This window comes from Rothia sp. HMSC072E10, from assembly GCF_001813965.1.
Lineage (GTDB): Bacteria > Actinomycetota > Actinomycetes > Actinomycetales > Micrococcaceae > Rothia > Rothia mucilaginosa_A.
On sequence record NZ_KV814486.1, the window covers coordinates 236,610 to 253,668 of the forward strand.

The following is a 17,059-nucleotide window of genomic DNA, read 5'->3' on the forward strand; positions in this document are numbered from 1 at the left end:
AGATTAGGACCGATATGTCCAACGAATCTTCGCTTGGTTTGATGCGAATTGGCCTCGCCACCGCCGACGACATCCGTCGTTGGTCCTTTGGTGAGGTTAAGAAGCCCGAGACCATCAACTACCGTACCCTGAAGCCCGAGAAGGACGGCCTCTTCGACGAGCGTATCTTCGGCCCCACCAAGGACTGGGAGTGCTACTGCGGTAAGTACAAGCGCGTGCGCTTCAAGGGCATTGTGTGTGAGCGCTGTGGCGTTGAGGTGACCCGTTCCAAGGTGCGTCGCGAGCGCATGGGCCACATTGAGCTGGCCGCTCCCGTGACCCACATTTGGTACTTCAAGGGTGTTCCTTCCCGTCTGGGCTACCTGCTGGATCTGGCTCCGAAGGACCTGGAGAAGGTCATTTACTTCGCTGCGTACATGATTACCAGCGTTGACGAGGAGGCTCGTCACGAGGATCTGCCGATGCTGCAGGCTGCTCACGACCGTGAGAAGCAGGAGCTTGAGGCTGCTCTGAACGCTGACGTGAACGCTATTAGCCGTGAGGTTGAGTCCGAACTGGCTCGTATCGAGGCAGAGGGCGGTAAGGCTGCTGAGAAGCGCAAGCTGCGCGATAACGCTGAGCGTCAGCTTGCCTCCGTGCGTAAGCGCTACGAGCGCGAGGTTGCTCACCTGGAGAACGTGTGGGAGCGTTTCAAGTCCCTGAAGGTCGCTGACCTCGAGGGTAACGAAGCTCTGTACCGTTCCATGGTGGACAAGTACGGCATGTATTTTGAGGGTGCCATGGGCGCCGAGGCTATCAAGAAGCGTCTGGAGTCTTTCGACCTGGAAGCTGAGGCCGAGGCTCTCAAGGAGATCATTCAGACCGGTAAGGGCCAGAAGAAGACCCGTGCCCTGAAGCGTCTGAAGGTTGTTAACGCCTTCCTGACCACCAACAACTCCCCGCTGGGTATGGTTCTGGACGTTGTTCCGGTCATCCCGCCGGAGCTGCGCCCGATGGTTCAGCTGGACGGTGGCCGCTTTGCGACCTCCGACCTGAACGACCTGTACCGTCGTGTGATCAACCGTAACAACCGTCTGAAGCGTCTGCTGGAGCTGGGCGCTCCCGAGATCATCGTGAACAACGAGAAGCGTATGCTGCAGGAAGCTGTGGACTCGCTCTTCGACAACGGCCGTCGTGGCCGTCCGGTGACCGGCCCCGGCAACCGTCCCCTGAAGTCTCTGTCGGACATGCTCAAGGGTAAGCAGGGTCGTTTCCGTCAGAACCTGCTGGGTAAGCGCGTGGACTACTCCGGTCGTTCCGTGATTGTGGTTGGTCCGCAGCTGCAGATGCACCAGTGTGGTCTGCCCAAGCAGATGGCGCTGGAGCTCTTCAAGCCCTTCGTCATGAAGCGTCTGGTGGAGCTGAGCCACGCTCAGAACATTAAGAGCGCTAAGCGCATGGTTGAGCGTTTCCGCCCGCAGGTTTGGGATGTTCTGGAAGAGGTTATCGCCGAGCACCCCGTGTTGCTGAACCGTGCACCTACCCTGCACCGCCTCGGTATTCAGGCATTTGAGCCGAAGCTGGTTGAGGGTAAGGCTATCCAGCTGCACCCGCTGGTTTGCTCCGCGTTCAACGCTGACTTCGATGGTGATCAGATGGCAGTTCACCTGCCGTTGTCTCCCGAGGCCCAGGCTGAGGCTCGTATCCTCATGCTGTCCTCGAACAACATCCTGAAGCCGTCGGATGGCCGTCCCGTGGCCGTTCCTTCGCAGGATATGATCATCGGTCTGTACCACCTGACCACTCCTCGCGATGGTCAGAAGAACGAGGGCCACGCTTTCTCCTCGGTTTCTGAGGCTCTGATGGCGATGGATCGTCACGAGATTGAGCTGTACACCAAGGTGAAGATCCTGCTGGACGGCGACCAGTTCGTTGCTCCCGAAGGTTGGGAAGCTCCCGAGGGCTACAAGCCCGGCGACCCCGTGTTGCTGGACTGCACCGTTGGCCAGGTCCTGTTCAACCAGGCTCTGCCGAAGGACTACCCCTGGTTCACCGGTGTGGCAGACAAGAAGGGCCTGGGTAGCCTGATTAACGATCTGGCTGAGCGTTACCCGATGGATGTTGTGGCTCGTGCCCTGGATAACCTGAAGAACGCAGGTTTCTACTGGGCATCCCGTTCGGGCGTGACCGTGGCCGTCTCCGATATCGCTACTCCCTCCGAGAAGCCGGCAATCATGGAGCGCTACGAGAAGCAGGCTGCCGCAATTCAGGACGACTTCGAGATCGGTACCATTGACGATGAAGAGCGTCGTCAGGAGCTGATTAAGGTTTGGACCGAGGCTACCGACGTGGTTGCTGAGGCTATGCGTGAGAACCTGAGCTCTCATGGCGGTCTGAACACCATTTACCGCATGGTGACCTCTGGTGCACGTGGTAACTGGATGCAGGTCCGTCAGATTGCGGGTATCCGTGGTCTGGTGTCGAACCCGAAGGGTGAGATTATGCCTCGCCCGATTAAGTCCTCCTACCGTGAGGGCCTGTCGGTTCTGGAGTACTTCATCGCAACCCACGGTGCACGTAAGGGTCTGGCTGATACCGCACTGCGTACCGCTAACTCGGGTTACCTGACCCGTCGTCTGGTGGATGTGTCGCAGGACGTTATCGTGCGTGAGCATGACTGCGGCACCCGCCGCGGTCTGATGCTCCCGCTGGTTGACGCCGACGGCAACCTGCACCCGGACGTTGAGACTTCGATTCACGGTCGTACCCTCGCGGTGGACGTGAAGGACGAGGCTGGCAACGTTTTGGCTGAGGCTGGCGCTGACGTTTCCGATGAGCTCATCGAGAAGCTGTTCAAGGCTGGTGTGAAGGAGCTGCGTGTCCGCTCGGTTCTGACCTGTGAGTCGGCTATCGGCGTGTGCGCACTGTGCTACGGCCGTTCGATGGCTTCGAACGTTCTGGTCGACATTGGTGAGGCTGTTGGTATTATTGCGGCTCAGTCGATTGGTGAGCCCGGTACCCAGCTGACCATGCGTACCTTCCACACCGGTGGTGTGGCATCGGCAGACGATATTACCCAGGGTCTGCCCCGTATTCAGGAGCTGTTCGAGGCCCGTACCCCCAAGGGTGTCGCCCCGATTTCTGAGGTGTCCGGTCGCGTGGCCATTGAGGATACCGAGAAGTCCTACAAGATTGTGGTGACCCCGGACGACGGTTCTGAGCCCCAGTCCTACACCGTTCTGCGCCGTGCGGCTTCTAAGCTGCAGAATGGCGATTACGTCCATGTCGGTGACCAGCTGGCTAGCGGTTCTGTTGACCCGAAGGAGGTCCTGCGAATTCGCGGTCCTCGTGAGGCTCAGAAGCACCTGGTGAGTGAGGTTCAGGGCGTGTACAAGTCGCAGGGTGTGGAAATCCACGACAAGCACGTCGAGGTTATCGTCCGCCAGATGCTGCGTCGCGTGACCGTGATTGAGTCCGGTGACACCGACCTTCTGCCGGGTGAGCTGGTCGATAACATTGTCTTCCAGACCGCAAACCGCAAGGCTCTGCTCGAGGGCAAGAAGCCTGCTGCCGGTCGTCCCGAGATGATGGGTATTACCAAGGCTTCGCTGGCTACCGAGTCCTGGCTGTCGGCGGCCTCCTTCCAGGAGACCACCCGCGTCCTGACTCAGGCAGCTATGGAGGCTAAGACCGACCCGCTGCTCGGCCTGAAGGAGAACGTGATCATCGGTAAGCTGGTTCCTGCCGGTACCGGTCTGGCACGTTACAACGATATTGAGGTTGAGCCGAGCGCTCAGGCTACCGCTGAGCGTCTGCAGTCTCTGGACACCTTCGGCGGCGGTTACCCGAGCGCTTTCCAGATCGACAGCGAGGTGTACTCCTACGGTAACAACGGCGGTTTCCGCGCCGTTTCGCTGGACGAGTACGGCCGTGGCCTGGAGCTCTAAGCTTCCTGCTGCTCGCTAGGTCTGAAGCCTAAGCATTCATAAAAGCGCGGATACTCGAGATTTCTCTCGGGTATCCGCGCTTTTGCATATTCGCGTGTGGGTGGGGTATGAGAGAGAAGGAACCCAGGCTTTTCTAATCACGATGGTTGTGGCAGTGGTTGAGGCTTTTGTGAATCCTGTCTTTAAGATTTGATATGGGTGCGCGTTGCGTTCGTTGTTTCTCCAAAATATTTTGGGAGAATCTCAGTAGAAACAGAATTTACACAGAGAGAAAAATTCTCTCGATTGCAAATTTTTGCAGTGGGGGAGAGCGGTTAGGTTTACTGGGTTTACTAGAGTAAACACCTCTTTATAGACCATTTATTCGTTTTTGTTGAGCAATATAAAGAATATATATTCTTGTATATTAGGATGCTTGGGTGATTGGAAAACGCTCTGACTTGGATTTACTCTTGAAGGCATGCATATCACTCCAGTCACTTCCGGATCGGGGAGAAATATCTTCACCCTGCATACTTCCGGTATCACTCCGTGTCCCTCGTTCCAGCAGGTATTTGCGTCCTCGTCCACAACGAAGGCCAAGAACTCTCTGTTTTCACGACTCGTCATGCCCAAGCGATCTCTGGCACGTGTGGGCGCCGCCTGCCTGATTGCCGCCTCCGCAATTTTGCCTTCCGGCCAGATGGCCGGGGCGGCCCCCGCGGCTCAAGCCTCCCAAGCCACGCCCTACCTCGTGGGTGCCGGCGCAGCCGATATTACCGGTGAACCCGGCGAGGTCGGTTTCATGGGCTACGGCGAGACTTCCCAGAAGGGTAGTGGTGTGCATACCCGTCAGTATGCTCGCGCCTTTATTGCTGTTGACCGTGCCAGCGGTCAGCGTAACCTCATCGTGGTGTTGGATGCTCTCACCGGCTGGCAGTCTCTCCGAGATGAGCTGGTCAAGCGTATCCGCGCCGAGTATGGATCTGAATACTCGGAATCGAACATCATGATTACCGCAACTCATACGCATGCGACCCCGGGCGGCATTACCCACCAGAGCCTGTACAACATCACGACCCTGGGATTTCACCAGGACACCTTTAATGCCCAGGTTGAGGGAACCATGAAGGCCGTGCGTCAGGCAACGAGAGACCTGGCCCCTGGCAACCTGACGGTCTCGACCTCTAAGCTCACGGGTGTGGGTGTGAACCGTTCGCGCGAGGCTTATAACCGAGATTCGCAGGAGCTGCGTTCCAAGCTTCCGAACGGTACCGACCCGACTAACATGACCCTGCGTCTGGAGCGTAACGGTAAGACTCGCGCGGTGCTGAATTGGTACGCGTTGCACCCGACCTCTCTGACCTCGAAGAATACCCTGATTTCAAGCGATAACAAGGGCTACGCCGAGTATCTGCTGGAGAACCAGGATCACGGCATTGACCGTAATGTCCCGGGTAGCGGAGATGGTTTTGTGGCCGCTTTTGCCAATGCAAACGCCGGTGACGTTTCTCCGAATACGTGGCTCAAGCCGGGTCAGGGGCCCACCAAGGATGACCATCAGAACCTGAAGATTCAGGGGCAGAAGCAGGCAGATGCCGTGCGTGCCCAGCTCAAGAGCGCAGGTAACTCGGTAGGCACCGGCCTGGATTCGCGAATCTCCTACTTCAACTTCTCAGGTATGAACGTTGACGCAAAGTACACCGGAACCGGCCGTAACGAACGCACCTGTCAGGGATTCTTGGGCACCGCTTTTGGTGCCGGCTCGACCGAAGATGGCGGTGGCGGCTGGGATGTGTATAAGGAAGGTTCCGGACGTCCCTCGATTTTGGGATTCCTTGCTTTTACTCCGAGCTCCGCTCAGATTAGCTGTCAGAAACCGAAGGGTGTCCTCTTCTCTGCTAAAAATGGAACGATCATTCAGGAGAAGTTCCCCGTTCAGATTATGCGTTTCGGTGACTACTACCTGCTCGGTATGCCGGGCGAATTTACCGGCGCGGTGGGCGTGCAGTATCGTCAGGACGCCGCTAAGCTCTTCGGCGTGCCCGAGTCGCATATTATTCTGCAGGGGTACACCAACGCCTATGACCACTATGTGACGACCCCCGAGGAGTACGATTCGCAGCAGTACGAGGGCGGCGCAACCCTCTTTGGTCGTTATACCTCCAGCGCTTTCCGCCAGACGATTAACGAAGTGGGTACCTCCCTGAAGAACGGTACTTCTCTGAGTATCGGCGATCGTCCGCAGGATCGTCGACCGGTCTCCAGCGCTCAGGGCAAGGTCGTCTATGACAGCCCGATGTTTGGCACGCGATATGGGCAGGTCACTCAGCAGCCGCAGGACGCTATTGCTGGTCGGCAGGAGGTTTCCGCGCGCTTTGTCGGCGCTCACCCGAATAACAATATTCATCACGACGGTAGCTACTTCGTGATTGAGCGTCGAGAGGGCAATACGTGGAAGTACTACACGGGCGATAACAACCCGGATACCTTCTACGAGTGGAAGCGCATGGGTATTGCCGCCTCGCAGGTGACGGTTCGTTGGAAGGTTCCCTTGAATACCCCAAAGGGCCAGTACCGCATTCGTTATTTCGGCACCGCAAAGAAGATTACGGGTGCGAAGACCAACTTTGAAGGTCAGACTCGCCAGTTCCAGGTTGTCTAAATACTGACAGCAACGGGATTGGGCGATGCTTGCGCCTTTGCCGGTACATGAGAAGTCGCCAAGAACTCGGGTTCTTGGCGACTTTTCGTATATTCGTATAACGGGGTGTCGGGGTGATGCCGTGGGAGTTGATAAGGGCAGAATTGCAAGCATGTAATTTAAGTGGTGCAAATCACCGGAAACTGCCTTCAATATCTGCTTAAAAGTGGAAAATCCGCGCAGTCCCGCTAGATTAAGCCGAGTTTAACCTGTATAGTCTTATGCGAAGTACTTGAGCTCGGTGTACTGGATCCACCCTTGGTGGGTTCCCTCGGGACTTTCCGAGGATACGGGCAAACGAATCAATGGCAGTATGGATACCGTCCTTTGGCGTTGCTTTTTGCTGACGCCTAAATGCCATTTTTACGTGTGCCCAAAAACTTTTCGTCTTCGGATGAAAAGGAGACAGAACTCGCCGAGAGTTGAGGAACCTATAGAAACCAACCGGAGTGCCCAGTGCACCCGAGCGTTTCTGATAACCGAGAGCACCCATCCACCGCGATGGGGGCCAGTAAGTTTATACGGGCTTCTCCAACGAGAAACCCGATCAAGCAACGGAGAAAACGTGCCTACTATTCAGCAGCTGGTCCGTAAGGGCCGGACTCCCAAGGTCGTTAAGACCAAGGCGCCCGCACTGAAGGGCAACCCCATGAAGCGTGGCGTGTGCACCCGTGTGTACACCACCACCCCGAAGAAGCCGAACTCGGCACTGCGTAAGGTCGCTCGTGTCAAGCTCAACGGCGGCGTCGAGGTTACCGCATACATTCCCGGTGAGGGCCACAACCTGCAGGAGCACTCGATTGTGCTCGTTCGCGGTGGTCGTGTGAAGGACCTCCCCGGTGTTCGCTACAAGATCGTTCGTGGCGCTCTGGATACCCAGGGTGTTAAGGGTCGCGGCCAGGCTCGCTCCCGCTACGGCGCTAAGAAGGAGAAGAAGTAATGCCTCGTAAGGGTCCCGCTCCCAAGCGTCCCCTCGTAAACGATCCTGTTTACGGTTCTGCGCTGGTCACTCAGCTGATCAACAAGGTTCTGCTGGACGGTAAGAAGTCCGTCGCAGAGCGCATCGTCTACGGTGCCCTCGAGGGCGTCGAGAAGAAGACCGGTTCCGATCCGGTCGCAACCCTGAAGAAGGCTATGGACAACATCAAGCCTTCTCTCGAGGTTCGCTCCCGCCGCGTTGGCGGTGCGACCTACCAGGTTCCGGTTGAGGTTCGCCCCGGCCGTTCCACCGCTCTGGCTCTTCGCTGGCTCGTTGGCTTCTCCAAGCAGCGCCGCGAGAAGACCATGACTGAGCGTCTGATGAACGAGATCCTGGATGCGTCCAACGGTCTCGGTGCCGCTGTGAAGCGTCGCGAGGACACTCACAAGATGGCCGAGTCCAACAAGGCCTTCGCACACTACCGCTGGTAATTCTCCGTTTAGAGCCTGCCGAGTCGATTCGAGTCGGCAGGCTTTCGGAGTATCTCATTTAGGGAGAATAACGTGGCACTTGACGTGTTCACCGACCTTAACAAGGTCCGCAACATCGGTATTATGGCGCACATCGACGCCGGTAAGACCACCACCACTGAGCGCATTCTGTTCTACACCGGTATTAACCACAAGATCGGTGAGACCCACGACGGCGCTTCCACCATGGACTGGATGGCTCAGGAGCAGGAGCGAGGTATTACCATTACCTCCGCAGCAACCACCTGCTTCTGGAAGGGCAACCAGATCAACATTATCGACACCCCCGGCCACGTCGACTTCACCGTTGAGGTTGAGCGCTCCCTGCGCGTCCTCGACGGCGCAGTTGCTGTGTTCGACGGCAAGGAAGGTGTTGAGCCCCAGTCTGAGACCGTTTGGCGTCAGGCTGACAAGTACGACGTCCCCCGTATCTGCTTCGTCAACAAGATGGACAAGATGGGCGCGGACTTCTACTTCACCGTTCAGACCATCATCGACCGCCTGGGCGCTCGCCCGCTGGTCCTCCAGCTCCCCATCGGTGCTGAGAGCGACTTCATCGGCGTTGTCGACCTGCTCGAGATGAAGGCATATGTGTGGCCCGGCGACGCCAAGGGCGACGTGACCATGGGTGCCTCCTACGAGGTTCAGGAGATTCCTGCTGACCTGGTTGAGAAGGCTGAGCAGTACCGCGCTGAGCTGGTGGAGGCTGTTGCCGAGTCCAGCGAAGAGCTCATGGAGAAGTACCTCGAAGAGGGCGAGCTGACCATCCCCGAGATCAAGGCTGGTATCCGCCAGCTCGTGATCGCAGGCGAGGCATTCCCCGTTCTCTGCGGTTCTGCATTCAAGAACCGCGGTGTTCAGCCCATGCTGGACGCCGTGATTGATTACCTGCCCTCTCCGCTGGACGTTCCGGACGTCGTCGGCTCCAACCCCTCCAACGAGGAAGAGAAGCTGACCCGTAAGGCATCCGCTGACGAGCCCTTCGCAGCACTGGCATTCAAGGTTGCAGCTCACCCGTTCTACGGTCAGCTGACCTACACCCGCGTGTACTCCGGTGTGGCAGCTCAGGGCCAGCAGGTTCTGAACTCCACCAAGGGTAAGAAGGAGCGCATCGGTAAGCTCTTCCAGATGCACTCCAACAAGGAGAACCCTGTTGAGGAGATCACCGCAGGTCACATTTACGCAGCAATCGGTCTGAAGGACACCACCACCGGTGACACCCTGTGCGACCCCGCACACCCGATTGTCCTCGAGTCGATGACCTTCCCCGACCCCGTGATCTTCGTGGCTATTGAGCCCAAGACCAAGGGCGACCAGGAGAAGATGTCCACCGCTATCCAGAAGCTCTCCGCTGAGGACCCCACCTTCACCGTTTCGCTGAACGAAGAAACCGGTCAGACCGAAATTGGTGGTATGGGTGAGCTGCACCTGGACATCATCGTTGACCGTATGAAGCGCGAGTTCAAGGTTGAGGCTAACGTTGGTAAGCCTCAGGTTGCTTACCGCGAGACCATCAAGAAGGCAGTCGAGAAGGTCGACTACACCCACAAGAAGCAGACCGGTGGTTCCGGTCAGTTCGCAAAGGTGCAGGTCTCCTTCGAGCCCCTGCCCCTGGATGGCGAAGAGCTGTACCTGTTCGAGGACAAGGTCACCGGTGGCCGCGTGCCTCGCGAGTACATCCCCTCGGTCGACGCTGGTATCCAGGACGCCATGAAGTTCGGTGTCCTCGCTGGCTACCCGATGGTGGGCGTGAAGGCAACCCTGCTCGACGGTGCTTACCACGACGTCGACTCCTCCGAAATGGCGTTCAAGATCGCTGGTTCGATGGTCTTCAAGGAAGGCGCTAAGCGCGCTAACCCGGTCCTGCTCGAGCCGCTGATGGACGTTGAGGTTCGTACCCCCGAGGAGTACATGGGCGACGTGATCGGCGACCTGAACTCCCGCCGTGGCCAGGTTCGTTCCATGGAGGACGCATCCGGCGTTAAGATCATCAAGGCTATCGTGCCCCTGACCGAGATGTTCGGTTACATTGGCGACCTGCGTGGCAAGACCCAGGGTCGTGCAGTGTTCTCGATGGCATTCGATAGCTACGGCGAGGTTCCCAAGAACGTCGCTGACGAGATCATCCAGAAGAGCCGCGGCGAGTAATTCTCGCGACTCACCCGTGGGCCACGGGGTAAAACCCGTGGCCCACAGCGAAATTTTTCCATTAAATCCATCATTGAGAGCATGGACAGTTTCATCTCTGCGGTGTAATCCGCTATTGTAGACGCTAGACCGTTTTATAACGGGATGCGCCGGAGTGAAGATCCGCGTGCATGTTTTCAATCGTTCTAGGAGGAACACTCTTGGCTAAGGCTAAGTTCGAGCGCTCCAAGCCTCACGTTAACGTCGGTACCATTGGTCACGTTGACCACGGTAAGACCACCCTGACCGCAGCAATCTCCAAGGTTCTGGCTGACAAGTACCCGGACCTGAACGAGAAGCGCGACTTCGGTATGATCGACTCCGCTCCCGAGGAGCGCCAGCGCGGTATTACCATTAACATTGCTCACATTGAGTACCAGACCGAGAAGCGCCACTACGCACACGTTGACGCTCCCGGCCACGCTGACTACGTCAAGAACATGATTACCGGTGCGGCTCAGATGGACGGCGCAATCCTCGTGGTTGCTGCTACCGACGGCCCCATGGCACAGACCCGCGAGCACGTTCTGCTCGCTCGCCAGGTTGGCGTCCCCACCCTGCTGGTTGCACTGAACAAGGCAGACATGGTTGACGACGAAGAGCTCCTCGACCTCGTCGAGATGGAGGTCCGTGACCTCCTCTCCTCGCAGGAGTTCGACGGCGACAACGCCCCTGTCATTCGCGTTTCCGCACTGAAGGCTCTCGAAGGCGATCCCGAGTGGGTTGCTAAGATCGAGGAGCTCATGGACGCAGTCGACACCTACATCCCGGACCCCGTGCGTGAGAAGGACAAGCCCTTCCTCATGCCCATCGAGGACGTCTTCACCATCACCGGTCGTGGCACCGTGGTGACCGGCCGTGCAGAGCGCGGTACCCTGAAGCTGAACTCCGAGGTCGAGATCGTTGGTATCCGCCCGATCCAGAAGACCACCGTTACCGGTATCGAGATGTTCCACAAGCAGCTCGACGAGGCATGGGCAGGCGAGAACTGTGGTCTGCTGCTGCGTGGTCTGAAGCGCGACGATGTTGAGCGTGGTCAGGTTGTCGTGGAGCCGGGCTCCATCACCCCCCACACCGAGTTCGAGGCAAACGTCTACATCCTCTCCAAGGATGAGGGTGGCCGTCACAACCCCTTCTACTCCAACTACCGTCCTCAGTTCTACTTCCGTACCACTGACGTGACCGGCGTTATCACCCTCCCCGAGGGCACCGAGATGGTTATGCCCGGTGACAACACCGAGATGACCGTTGACCTGATTCAGCCCATCGCAATGGAAGAGGGCCTCGGCTTCGCTATCCGTGAGGGTGGCCGCACCGTTGGTTCGGGTCGCGTTACCAAGATCATCAAGTAATTGCCGTAAACTTTACGACAATTCGCTGGTGACCTGCCGGAGGGTTTTCCCCTCCACCAGGTAGCGATACTTAAGGACCCCCGCAGTTTTGCGGGGGTCCTTGTGTTATGCCCAGAACCGGTCTCGTAGTGGTCTTGCCATAGCACCTAGACAAAATCGTAGGCCGACCAGCGCAGGACCGGGCCGGATAACCCCCTCACGGTACCCGAGCATTTAGAAGGGACCACACAGAAAAATACGGGGGAAGAAAATCTAGAAGAAGAGCAACGGGGCGGAGGACAGGCCACGAAAGTGCGCGGGGCTTCGGAAACGTTCTGCCCTGTGACCGCAGACCTTGCTAGTTGTTCCTCGTCGCAATGGGGGATGGCGGAAGCGACAAAGAAGCGGCCCTCAGCCGTATGAAGCTGAGGGCCGCTTGAAGGTGGGGCGCCTTGGAAAACACGGCTTACCTTGACTTCTCAGGGCGTTAGCGAGGCAACGTCACTACGCCGAACGCCCGTCCCCTTCAGGAACGGAGTAGCCGCCACCGGGAGGCGGGGTCTGCGCCGGCGGAATAGACTGGCTATTCACCGATTGTGGTGCCTGCCCGCTGGGAGACTGCCCAACATATCCCTCGGCCGGGGGAAGAGCGGTAGCTTGAGAAACCGGAGTCTGCTCCACCGGAGTCGACGGGACGCCGCTGTCATCCTGGTGGCCACTTTGACGGGCAAGGAGCCTCCAAATGACGCCGGCAATAAGAATCACCGAGATGATGAGCAGGAAGAGCGGGTTGAAACCATTGAGCGAAATGGCAAGATCCACCGTCACCAGTACGGCCGATACGTATGCCCACGCCTTGGGGAGTACAAGACCGGCCAAGAGGGTCAGGCCAATGCCCAGTACGAGGAGGATAACGTCAGGGCCCCCGGTCGGAATTCTCCAAAGAACCAGCGTCAGGAGCGCCTGAAGACCCAGAGCGCAGTACAGGAGAGTAGACGACACCTGTTCATTGACGGGACGATGCGCTGCCAAATTCTTGAAAACACCAACCGCAGCGATGGCGAGAACAATCAAAAGGGCAATCTCCAGCACCAGGACGATGCGAGGTGCATCAGAATAATGCAGCATCAGCCGGGAGATAGAGAGGCAGAAAGCCGTCGTTGCGATGGTAGGTACCTGCTCCACTCGGCATACGGACATCAGACACAGCGTGCTTAGACCCCATAGGAGGGCGTTGAGCTCTACGTGAGTGGAGCTTAGCAGGCCCATTAGCGTGGCGAAATAGAGTACGCCCAGTGCGGGAACCATCAGCAGATAGTTGATCGGACCAAAAATACCCTGAGCCAGGGGGAGACGGGGCGCAAACTGCGAGGTGGGTGCAGGCAGGGGACCGTGCATCGGAAGAACAATGTTCCTAGAGCCCGCCTGGACGACTATGGAAGGACGTACGTTAGGATGCAGAACGGGATTCTCTCGGGGGATGAGGACCTTCAATACCCACAGAATAACGACAGCCAGAAGTGCGGAGTAGCCGAAGAACTCGGCGTGGTCCGAAGGAGCCGGAACCCCGGAGACATTCCAGAGAGCAGTGATACAGAACGTGCTCACGCTCAGAGAAGCACCGGGCTGTAGGTACGGAACCTTCAGAGCAACGCCAACACCCCAAACAGCAATCAGCAGAGCCGGAGCACCGACGGAGAGAATGGGATCCTCAAGATATAGCAGGCCGCCGGTGAAAGCGCTGTAGCAGGCCGCCACCGTAAAGACTCCCGTCGCGATGTATAGCTCGGCAATGCGGCGAGTGCGGGCATAGAGGAGAACACTGTACAGGGTTTGCGCAGCCATTAGAGCAACGAAGAAGAAATGGACGACCATCGTCTTCACATCGTTATTCATGGACAGAAGCAATAGCGACCAGCAGATAGGCAGACGAGAAACAGTCAGAATCTCGGTGCGGATTGCTGAATGAGGGGGCAACATAAGACCGAGCGCCGCGTATAGCACGGTGATCAAAGTCGGGAGAACAGCGACCCACAGCGTGTACCCGGCGATATCCAAGGTACCTGTTATCACCGTGGCGAGGGCGCTACGGTAGTACAGGGTTCCGACCAAGCCGATCAGAAGAAGCCCATAGAGACCAATACGCGTCAGAACCAGCAGGGTGTAGCGCATATCGTCACGGTTTGAAATGCCGAAGATACGCCCCAACAGCAGAATAGCCAAAAGGCTGAGTAGAAGAAGCGCTGCGGAGAACATACCGAAGTAGGCCCAGAAATGCTGGGCAATCGTCTTGACGGTAATGTCCACGAACATCGAGGCGAGCAACGACAGAGAACCAAGGAACAGGTAAGCCAGCCCCTCGGGGGTTCTCCGTAGACCCGGGATCCCCTGAATTTCAGCGGAGGGAAGAGCGAAGATGAGCAGGCCCGCAAGTGCAAATACGAGTGCGAAGACCAGACGCATCTCGATGGGCTGCATATCAGGGAAGAGGGTCGTCGCAAGTAGGAAGAAACCTAGCGCATACCCGAGGGTGCTCATCATGGATCCCGCGAAGCGTAGTTTGACGTCGCTGCGGCTCAAAATGTAGATGATGGTAGATGCGCCAAAGAAGAGGTAGAAATCGCCCTGGGTGTTCCCATTCGCGATATTGATCAAGAGGGCGATGCAGGGGAGAAGTGCCGAGAGGGCCAGCAACGCCATCGGCCGAAGAGCCTTACGGTAGGTCAGGCAGCTGATCAGATAGAAGATACCGATACCCCAGGAAGCGGGGAAGATCGTGTGGGGGGTCTGCACGTACGGTAGAAGCTCGGCCCAGCCGCTTTCTACATAGGGGGAAGCTATGGCGAGGGCGGCTACAAACGCACAAGAAAGGAGGATGAGACCGAAGCCTGCGTCGTAGGTAGGAAGCCACTCGAACTTCTCGCGAGGCAACTGAGCAGCAGAAGAGCTCCAAGGAATCTTGGATACCGTAGCCTCTTGATGCTGGGTGGGGAGTTGCGCATTAGCCATAGTGCGCACGCGGGGGACGAAGACGTACACAGAAACAATGTTGGTGACGAGTACGGTAATCGCAAAAATCGAGGGAGTCCAGACAATTTGGTTCAACTCATCAGCAAATGCCAGGACAGCAATAAGCGGGTAGATTCGTGCCTGAACAAAGTAGTCGATCTTCCCCTCCATGCACAGGAAGAGGATAGCGTGGACAGACATCACCGTGAAGGCGATACCCATGTCCAGAGAGGACATCTCATAGGTAAAGAAGAAAATGGACGCCGCGGTGACCGGAACAAAAATTCGTGATGAATCAACGAGACCTTCGCGGATACCTCGTGGAGCGGCTTCGGGAACAAAGTGAAGTACGAGTCCCAAGACAATCGCTACGACCGTGAGGACAATGAAGTACCAAACGAAGGGGAGCTCAACCACCCTCGTGGCGGCCAACGAATCTGAAATAAAGAAAGAAATTAGGAGATAACCCATGACACGGTTACGCATCAGAGTACATGCTCCAATAATTGCGGCGGTACCAATCAGAGAAGTGATAAGCCAGATGAAACGGCCCTGATCCCAGATACCGAGGATATACGTGGCAATACCCGTGAGGGGGATGAAAGCCAAGCCGGTCGCCGTAAAGGAATAGGAAGCGATGCGCAGACGCTTCACGAAACGGTAGGTCAACAGGCCCGCACCGTAAAAGACAACGGCCCCCAGCGCTAACGCGAGGACGCGAATCAGCGCCGTCTCGTCGGTCGAGGAAGTAACCGAAGTAATGAAAAGGGCAGCAGCTCCAATGAGCAGAAGCGAACCGATGTACAGAACAATATTGAGGAAGAGGTCCTCATTCATCCGCTGAGGATGCGGTGTTTGATGAGAGTACATTTCTCCGCGGGTGACCTGCGACGGTGCAGGGGAGGGAGGGAACGGTGCTTGCTCGTTATAGGGTTGGTTGATGGGGGAGTGCGTGTGACTGGGTGCCCGGTGAGGTTGTGTCGGCTGAGACATGATTTCTCCTTAGGCTAAGTGGTACTTCTACCATACGAGTACTACTAGGCTTGAAAGCTATATTTCGGGGTATAAACTGCATGGAAAATACTGAAAGTAGGTTTAGAAGTCTCTGTGAAGGACACACCGGGCGATGATGTCTGGTTACGGAGAGGGGCAGGAAGGTCTTTTAAGTGTTCTTAACCACTTAATGAACGTTGGCATTGCGAGAACCCCCGAATATTTGAGAGAATTGACGACGTTGTCAAAGTGTCTATCTGTATCAGATAGGCCCACGTATGACCCGGTCCGAAGGATGACGGGACGAGTTTGTCTAGAATATAGACGACACGCCCGAGTTCGGGGGTCGGTACTCAGGCGGGGTGAGGAACCCGGCAAGGCCGGATTCAGTCCGTTCTGGGTGGCGCACGTGATGAATATATCGCGTTCCTTAAGCGCTATAACAAAGGAGCAAAAGCTCCGATACAGGGAATACATCAAGAAAGAGAGTCCGACAGATGGCGGGACAGAAAATCCGCATCCGTCTGAAGTCCTATGACCACGAGGTCATCGATTCTTCGGCACGGAAAATCGTCGAAACGGTCAAGGGCGCAGGCGCAACTGTAGTTGGCCCCGTGCCGCTGCCGACCGAGAAGAACGTCTACTGTGTTATTCGTTCTCCCCACAAGTACAAGGACAGCCGCGAGCACTTCGAGATGCGTACGCACAAGCGTCTGATCGACGTTGTTGATCCGACCCCCAAGGCTGTTGATGCCCTCATGCGTCTCGACCTGCCGGCAGACGTAAACATCGAGATCAAGCTGTAGAGGATCGCATCTAATGACTAACAAATTCGAGCGCCAGGTGAAGGGCCTGCTGGGCACCAAGCTCGGCATGACCCAGGTCTGGGACGAGGACGGCAAGTTTGTGCCCGTCACCGTCGTCAAGGCTGATTCTAACGTTGTTACCCAGATCCGTAACCAGGAGACTGACGGCTACGAAGCTGTTCAGATTGGTTTCGGTGCAATCGACTCTCGCAAGGTTACCAAGCCCCTGGCTGGTCACTTCGAGAAGGCCGGTGTTACCCCCCGTCGTCACATTGTCGAGTTGCGTACCGCAGATGCTTCTGAGTATTCCCTCGGTCAGGAACTGACCGTTGAGCTCTTCGAAGCAGGCCAGAAGGTCGACGTCGTTGGCAAGACCAAGGGTAAGGGCTTCGCAGGTGTTATGAAGCGTCACGGCTTCAAGGGTGTTGGCGCGTCTCACGGTCAGCACAAGAACCACCGCAAGCCCGGTTCCATCGGTGGCGCATCCTACCCCGCACGCGTGTTCAAGGGTATGCGCATGGCTGGCCGTATGGGCGCAGCACGTCACACTACCTTGAACCTGACTATCCAGGGTGTGGACGCAGAGAACAATGTCCTGCTGATCAAGGGCGCAATCCCCGGTCCCAAGGGCGGCGTTGTTCTGGTTCGTACCGCTGTGAAGGGAGCCTAATACAT

General features: G+C 57.0%; 9 protein-coding genes. 8 read left to right on the forward strand and 1 reads right to left on the reverse strand.

What is annotated here, in order from left to right; all coding sequences use genetic code 11:
* The first annotated feature begins 14 nt into the window (after nt 1-14).
* The 6 genes from HMPREF2944_RS02625 (at nt 15) to tuf (ending at nt 11,597) form a co-directional block, all read left to right on the forward strand.
* Nucleotides 15-3,926, forward strand: coding sequence for a DNA-directed RNA polymerase subunit beta' (locus tag HMPREF2944_RS02625; protein WP_070680195.1), 3,912 nt, complete (start codon nt 15-17; stop codon nt 3,924-3,926).
* A 607-nt stretch (nt 3,927-4,533) separates the two neighbouring features.
* Nucleotides 4,534-6,570, forward strand: coding sequence for a neutral/alkaline non-lysosomal ceramidase N-terminal domain-containing protein (locus HMPREF2944_RS02630; protein ID WP_070680199.1), 2,037 nt, complete (start codon nt 4,534-4,536; stop codon nt 6,568-6,570).
* A gap of 604 nt (nt 6,571-7,174) precedes the next feature.
* Nucleotides 7,175-7,549 carry a 30S ribosomal protein S12 gene (rpsL, locus tag HMPREF2944_RS02635; protein WP_005504939.1) on the forward strand — a complete coding sequence of 125 codons (375 nt, stop codon included), beginning with the start codon at nt 7,175-7,177 and terminating at the stop codon, nt 7,547-7,549.
* Nucleotides 7,549-8,019 carry a 30S ribosomal protein S7 gene (gene rpsG / locus HMPREF2944_RS02640; protein WP_005504941.1) on the forward strand — a complete coding sequence of 157 codons (471 nt, stop codon included), beginning with the start codon at nt 7,549-7,551 and terminating at the stop codon, nt 8,017-8,019. The genes rpsL and rpsG overlap by 1 nt, the downstream gene beginning before the upstream one ends.
* Nucleotides 8,020-8,091: 72 nt before the next feature.
* Nucleotides 8,092-10,206, forward strand: coding sequence for an elongation factor G (fusA, locus tag HMPREF2944_RS02645; protein ID WP_070680202.1), 2,115 nt, complete (start codon nt 8,092-8,094; stop codon nt 10,204-10,206).
* 200 nt (nt 10,207-10,406) lie between these two features.
* Nucleotides 10,407-11,597 (forward strand): elongation factor Tu, encoded by a 1,191-nt coding sequence (gene tuf, locus HMPREF2944_RS02650; protein WP_049331906.1) that lies wholly within the window; start codon nt 10,407-10,409, stop codon nt 11,595-11,597.
* A gap of 483 nt (nt 11,598-12,080) precedes the next feature.
* On the opposite strand, the gene HMPREF2944_RS02655 is transcribed toward tuf, so the two are convergent.
* Nucleotides 12,081-15,578 carry a Fe2+/Zn2+ uptake regulation protein gene (locus HMPREF2944_RS02655; RefSeq protein WP_141755718.1) on the reverse strand — a complete coding sequence of 1,166 codons (3,498 nt, stop codon included), beginning with the start codon at nt 15,576-15,578 and terminating at the stop codon, nt 12,081-12,083.
* 497 nt (nt 15,579-16,075) lie between these two features.
* Between HMPREF2944_RS02655 and rpsJ the strand changes: the two genes are divergently transcribed.
* Both rpsJ and rplC read left to right on the forward strand, forming a co-directional pair.
* Nucleotides 16,076-16,384, forward strand: a complete 309-nt coding sequence (rpsJ, locus tag HMPREF2944_RS02660) for a 30S ribosomal protein S10 (RefSeq protein WP_004005287.1) — start codon at nt 16,076-16,078, stop codon at nt 16,382-16,384.
* 13 nt (nt 16,385-16,397) lie between these two features.
* Nucleotides 16,398-17,054, forward strand: coding sequence for a 50S ribosomal protein L3 (gene rplC / locus HMPREF2944_RS02665; protein ID WP_005504955.1), 657 nt, complete (start codon nt 16,398-16,400; stop codon nt 17,052-17,054).
* Nucleotides 17,055-17,059 lie beyond the last annotated feature (5 nt).

Bases quoted from the DNA above. Each gene is read 5' to 3' on its own strand.
- HMPREF2944_RS02625 (WP_070680195.1), top strand. From the start codon at position 15: ATGTCCAACGAATCTTCGCTTGGTTTGATGCGAATTGGCCTCGCCACC.
- HMPREF2944_RS02630 (WP_070680199.1), top strand. From the start codon at position 4,534: ATGCCCAAGCGATCTCTGGCACGTGTGGGCGCCGCCTGCCTGATTGCC.
- rpsG (WP_005504941.1), top strand. From the start codon at position 7,549: ATGCCTCGTAAGGGTCCCGCTCCCAAGCGTCCCCTCGTAAACGATCCT.
- HMPREF2944_RS02655 (WP_141755718.1), bottom strand. From the start codon at position 15,578: ATGTCTCAGCCGACACAACCTCACCGGGCACCCAGTCACACGCACTCC.
- rpsJ (WP_004005287.1), top strand. From the start codon at position 16,076: ATGGCGGGACAGAAAATCCGCATCCGTCTGAAGTCCTATGACCACGAG.
- rplC (WP_005504955.1), top strand. From the start codon at position 16,398: ATGACTAACAAATTCGAGCGCCAGGTGAAGGGCCTGCTGGGCACCAAG.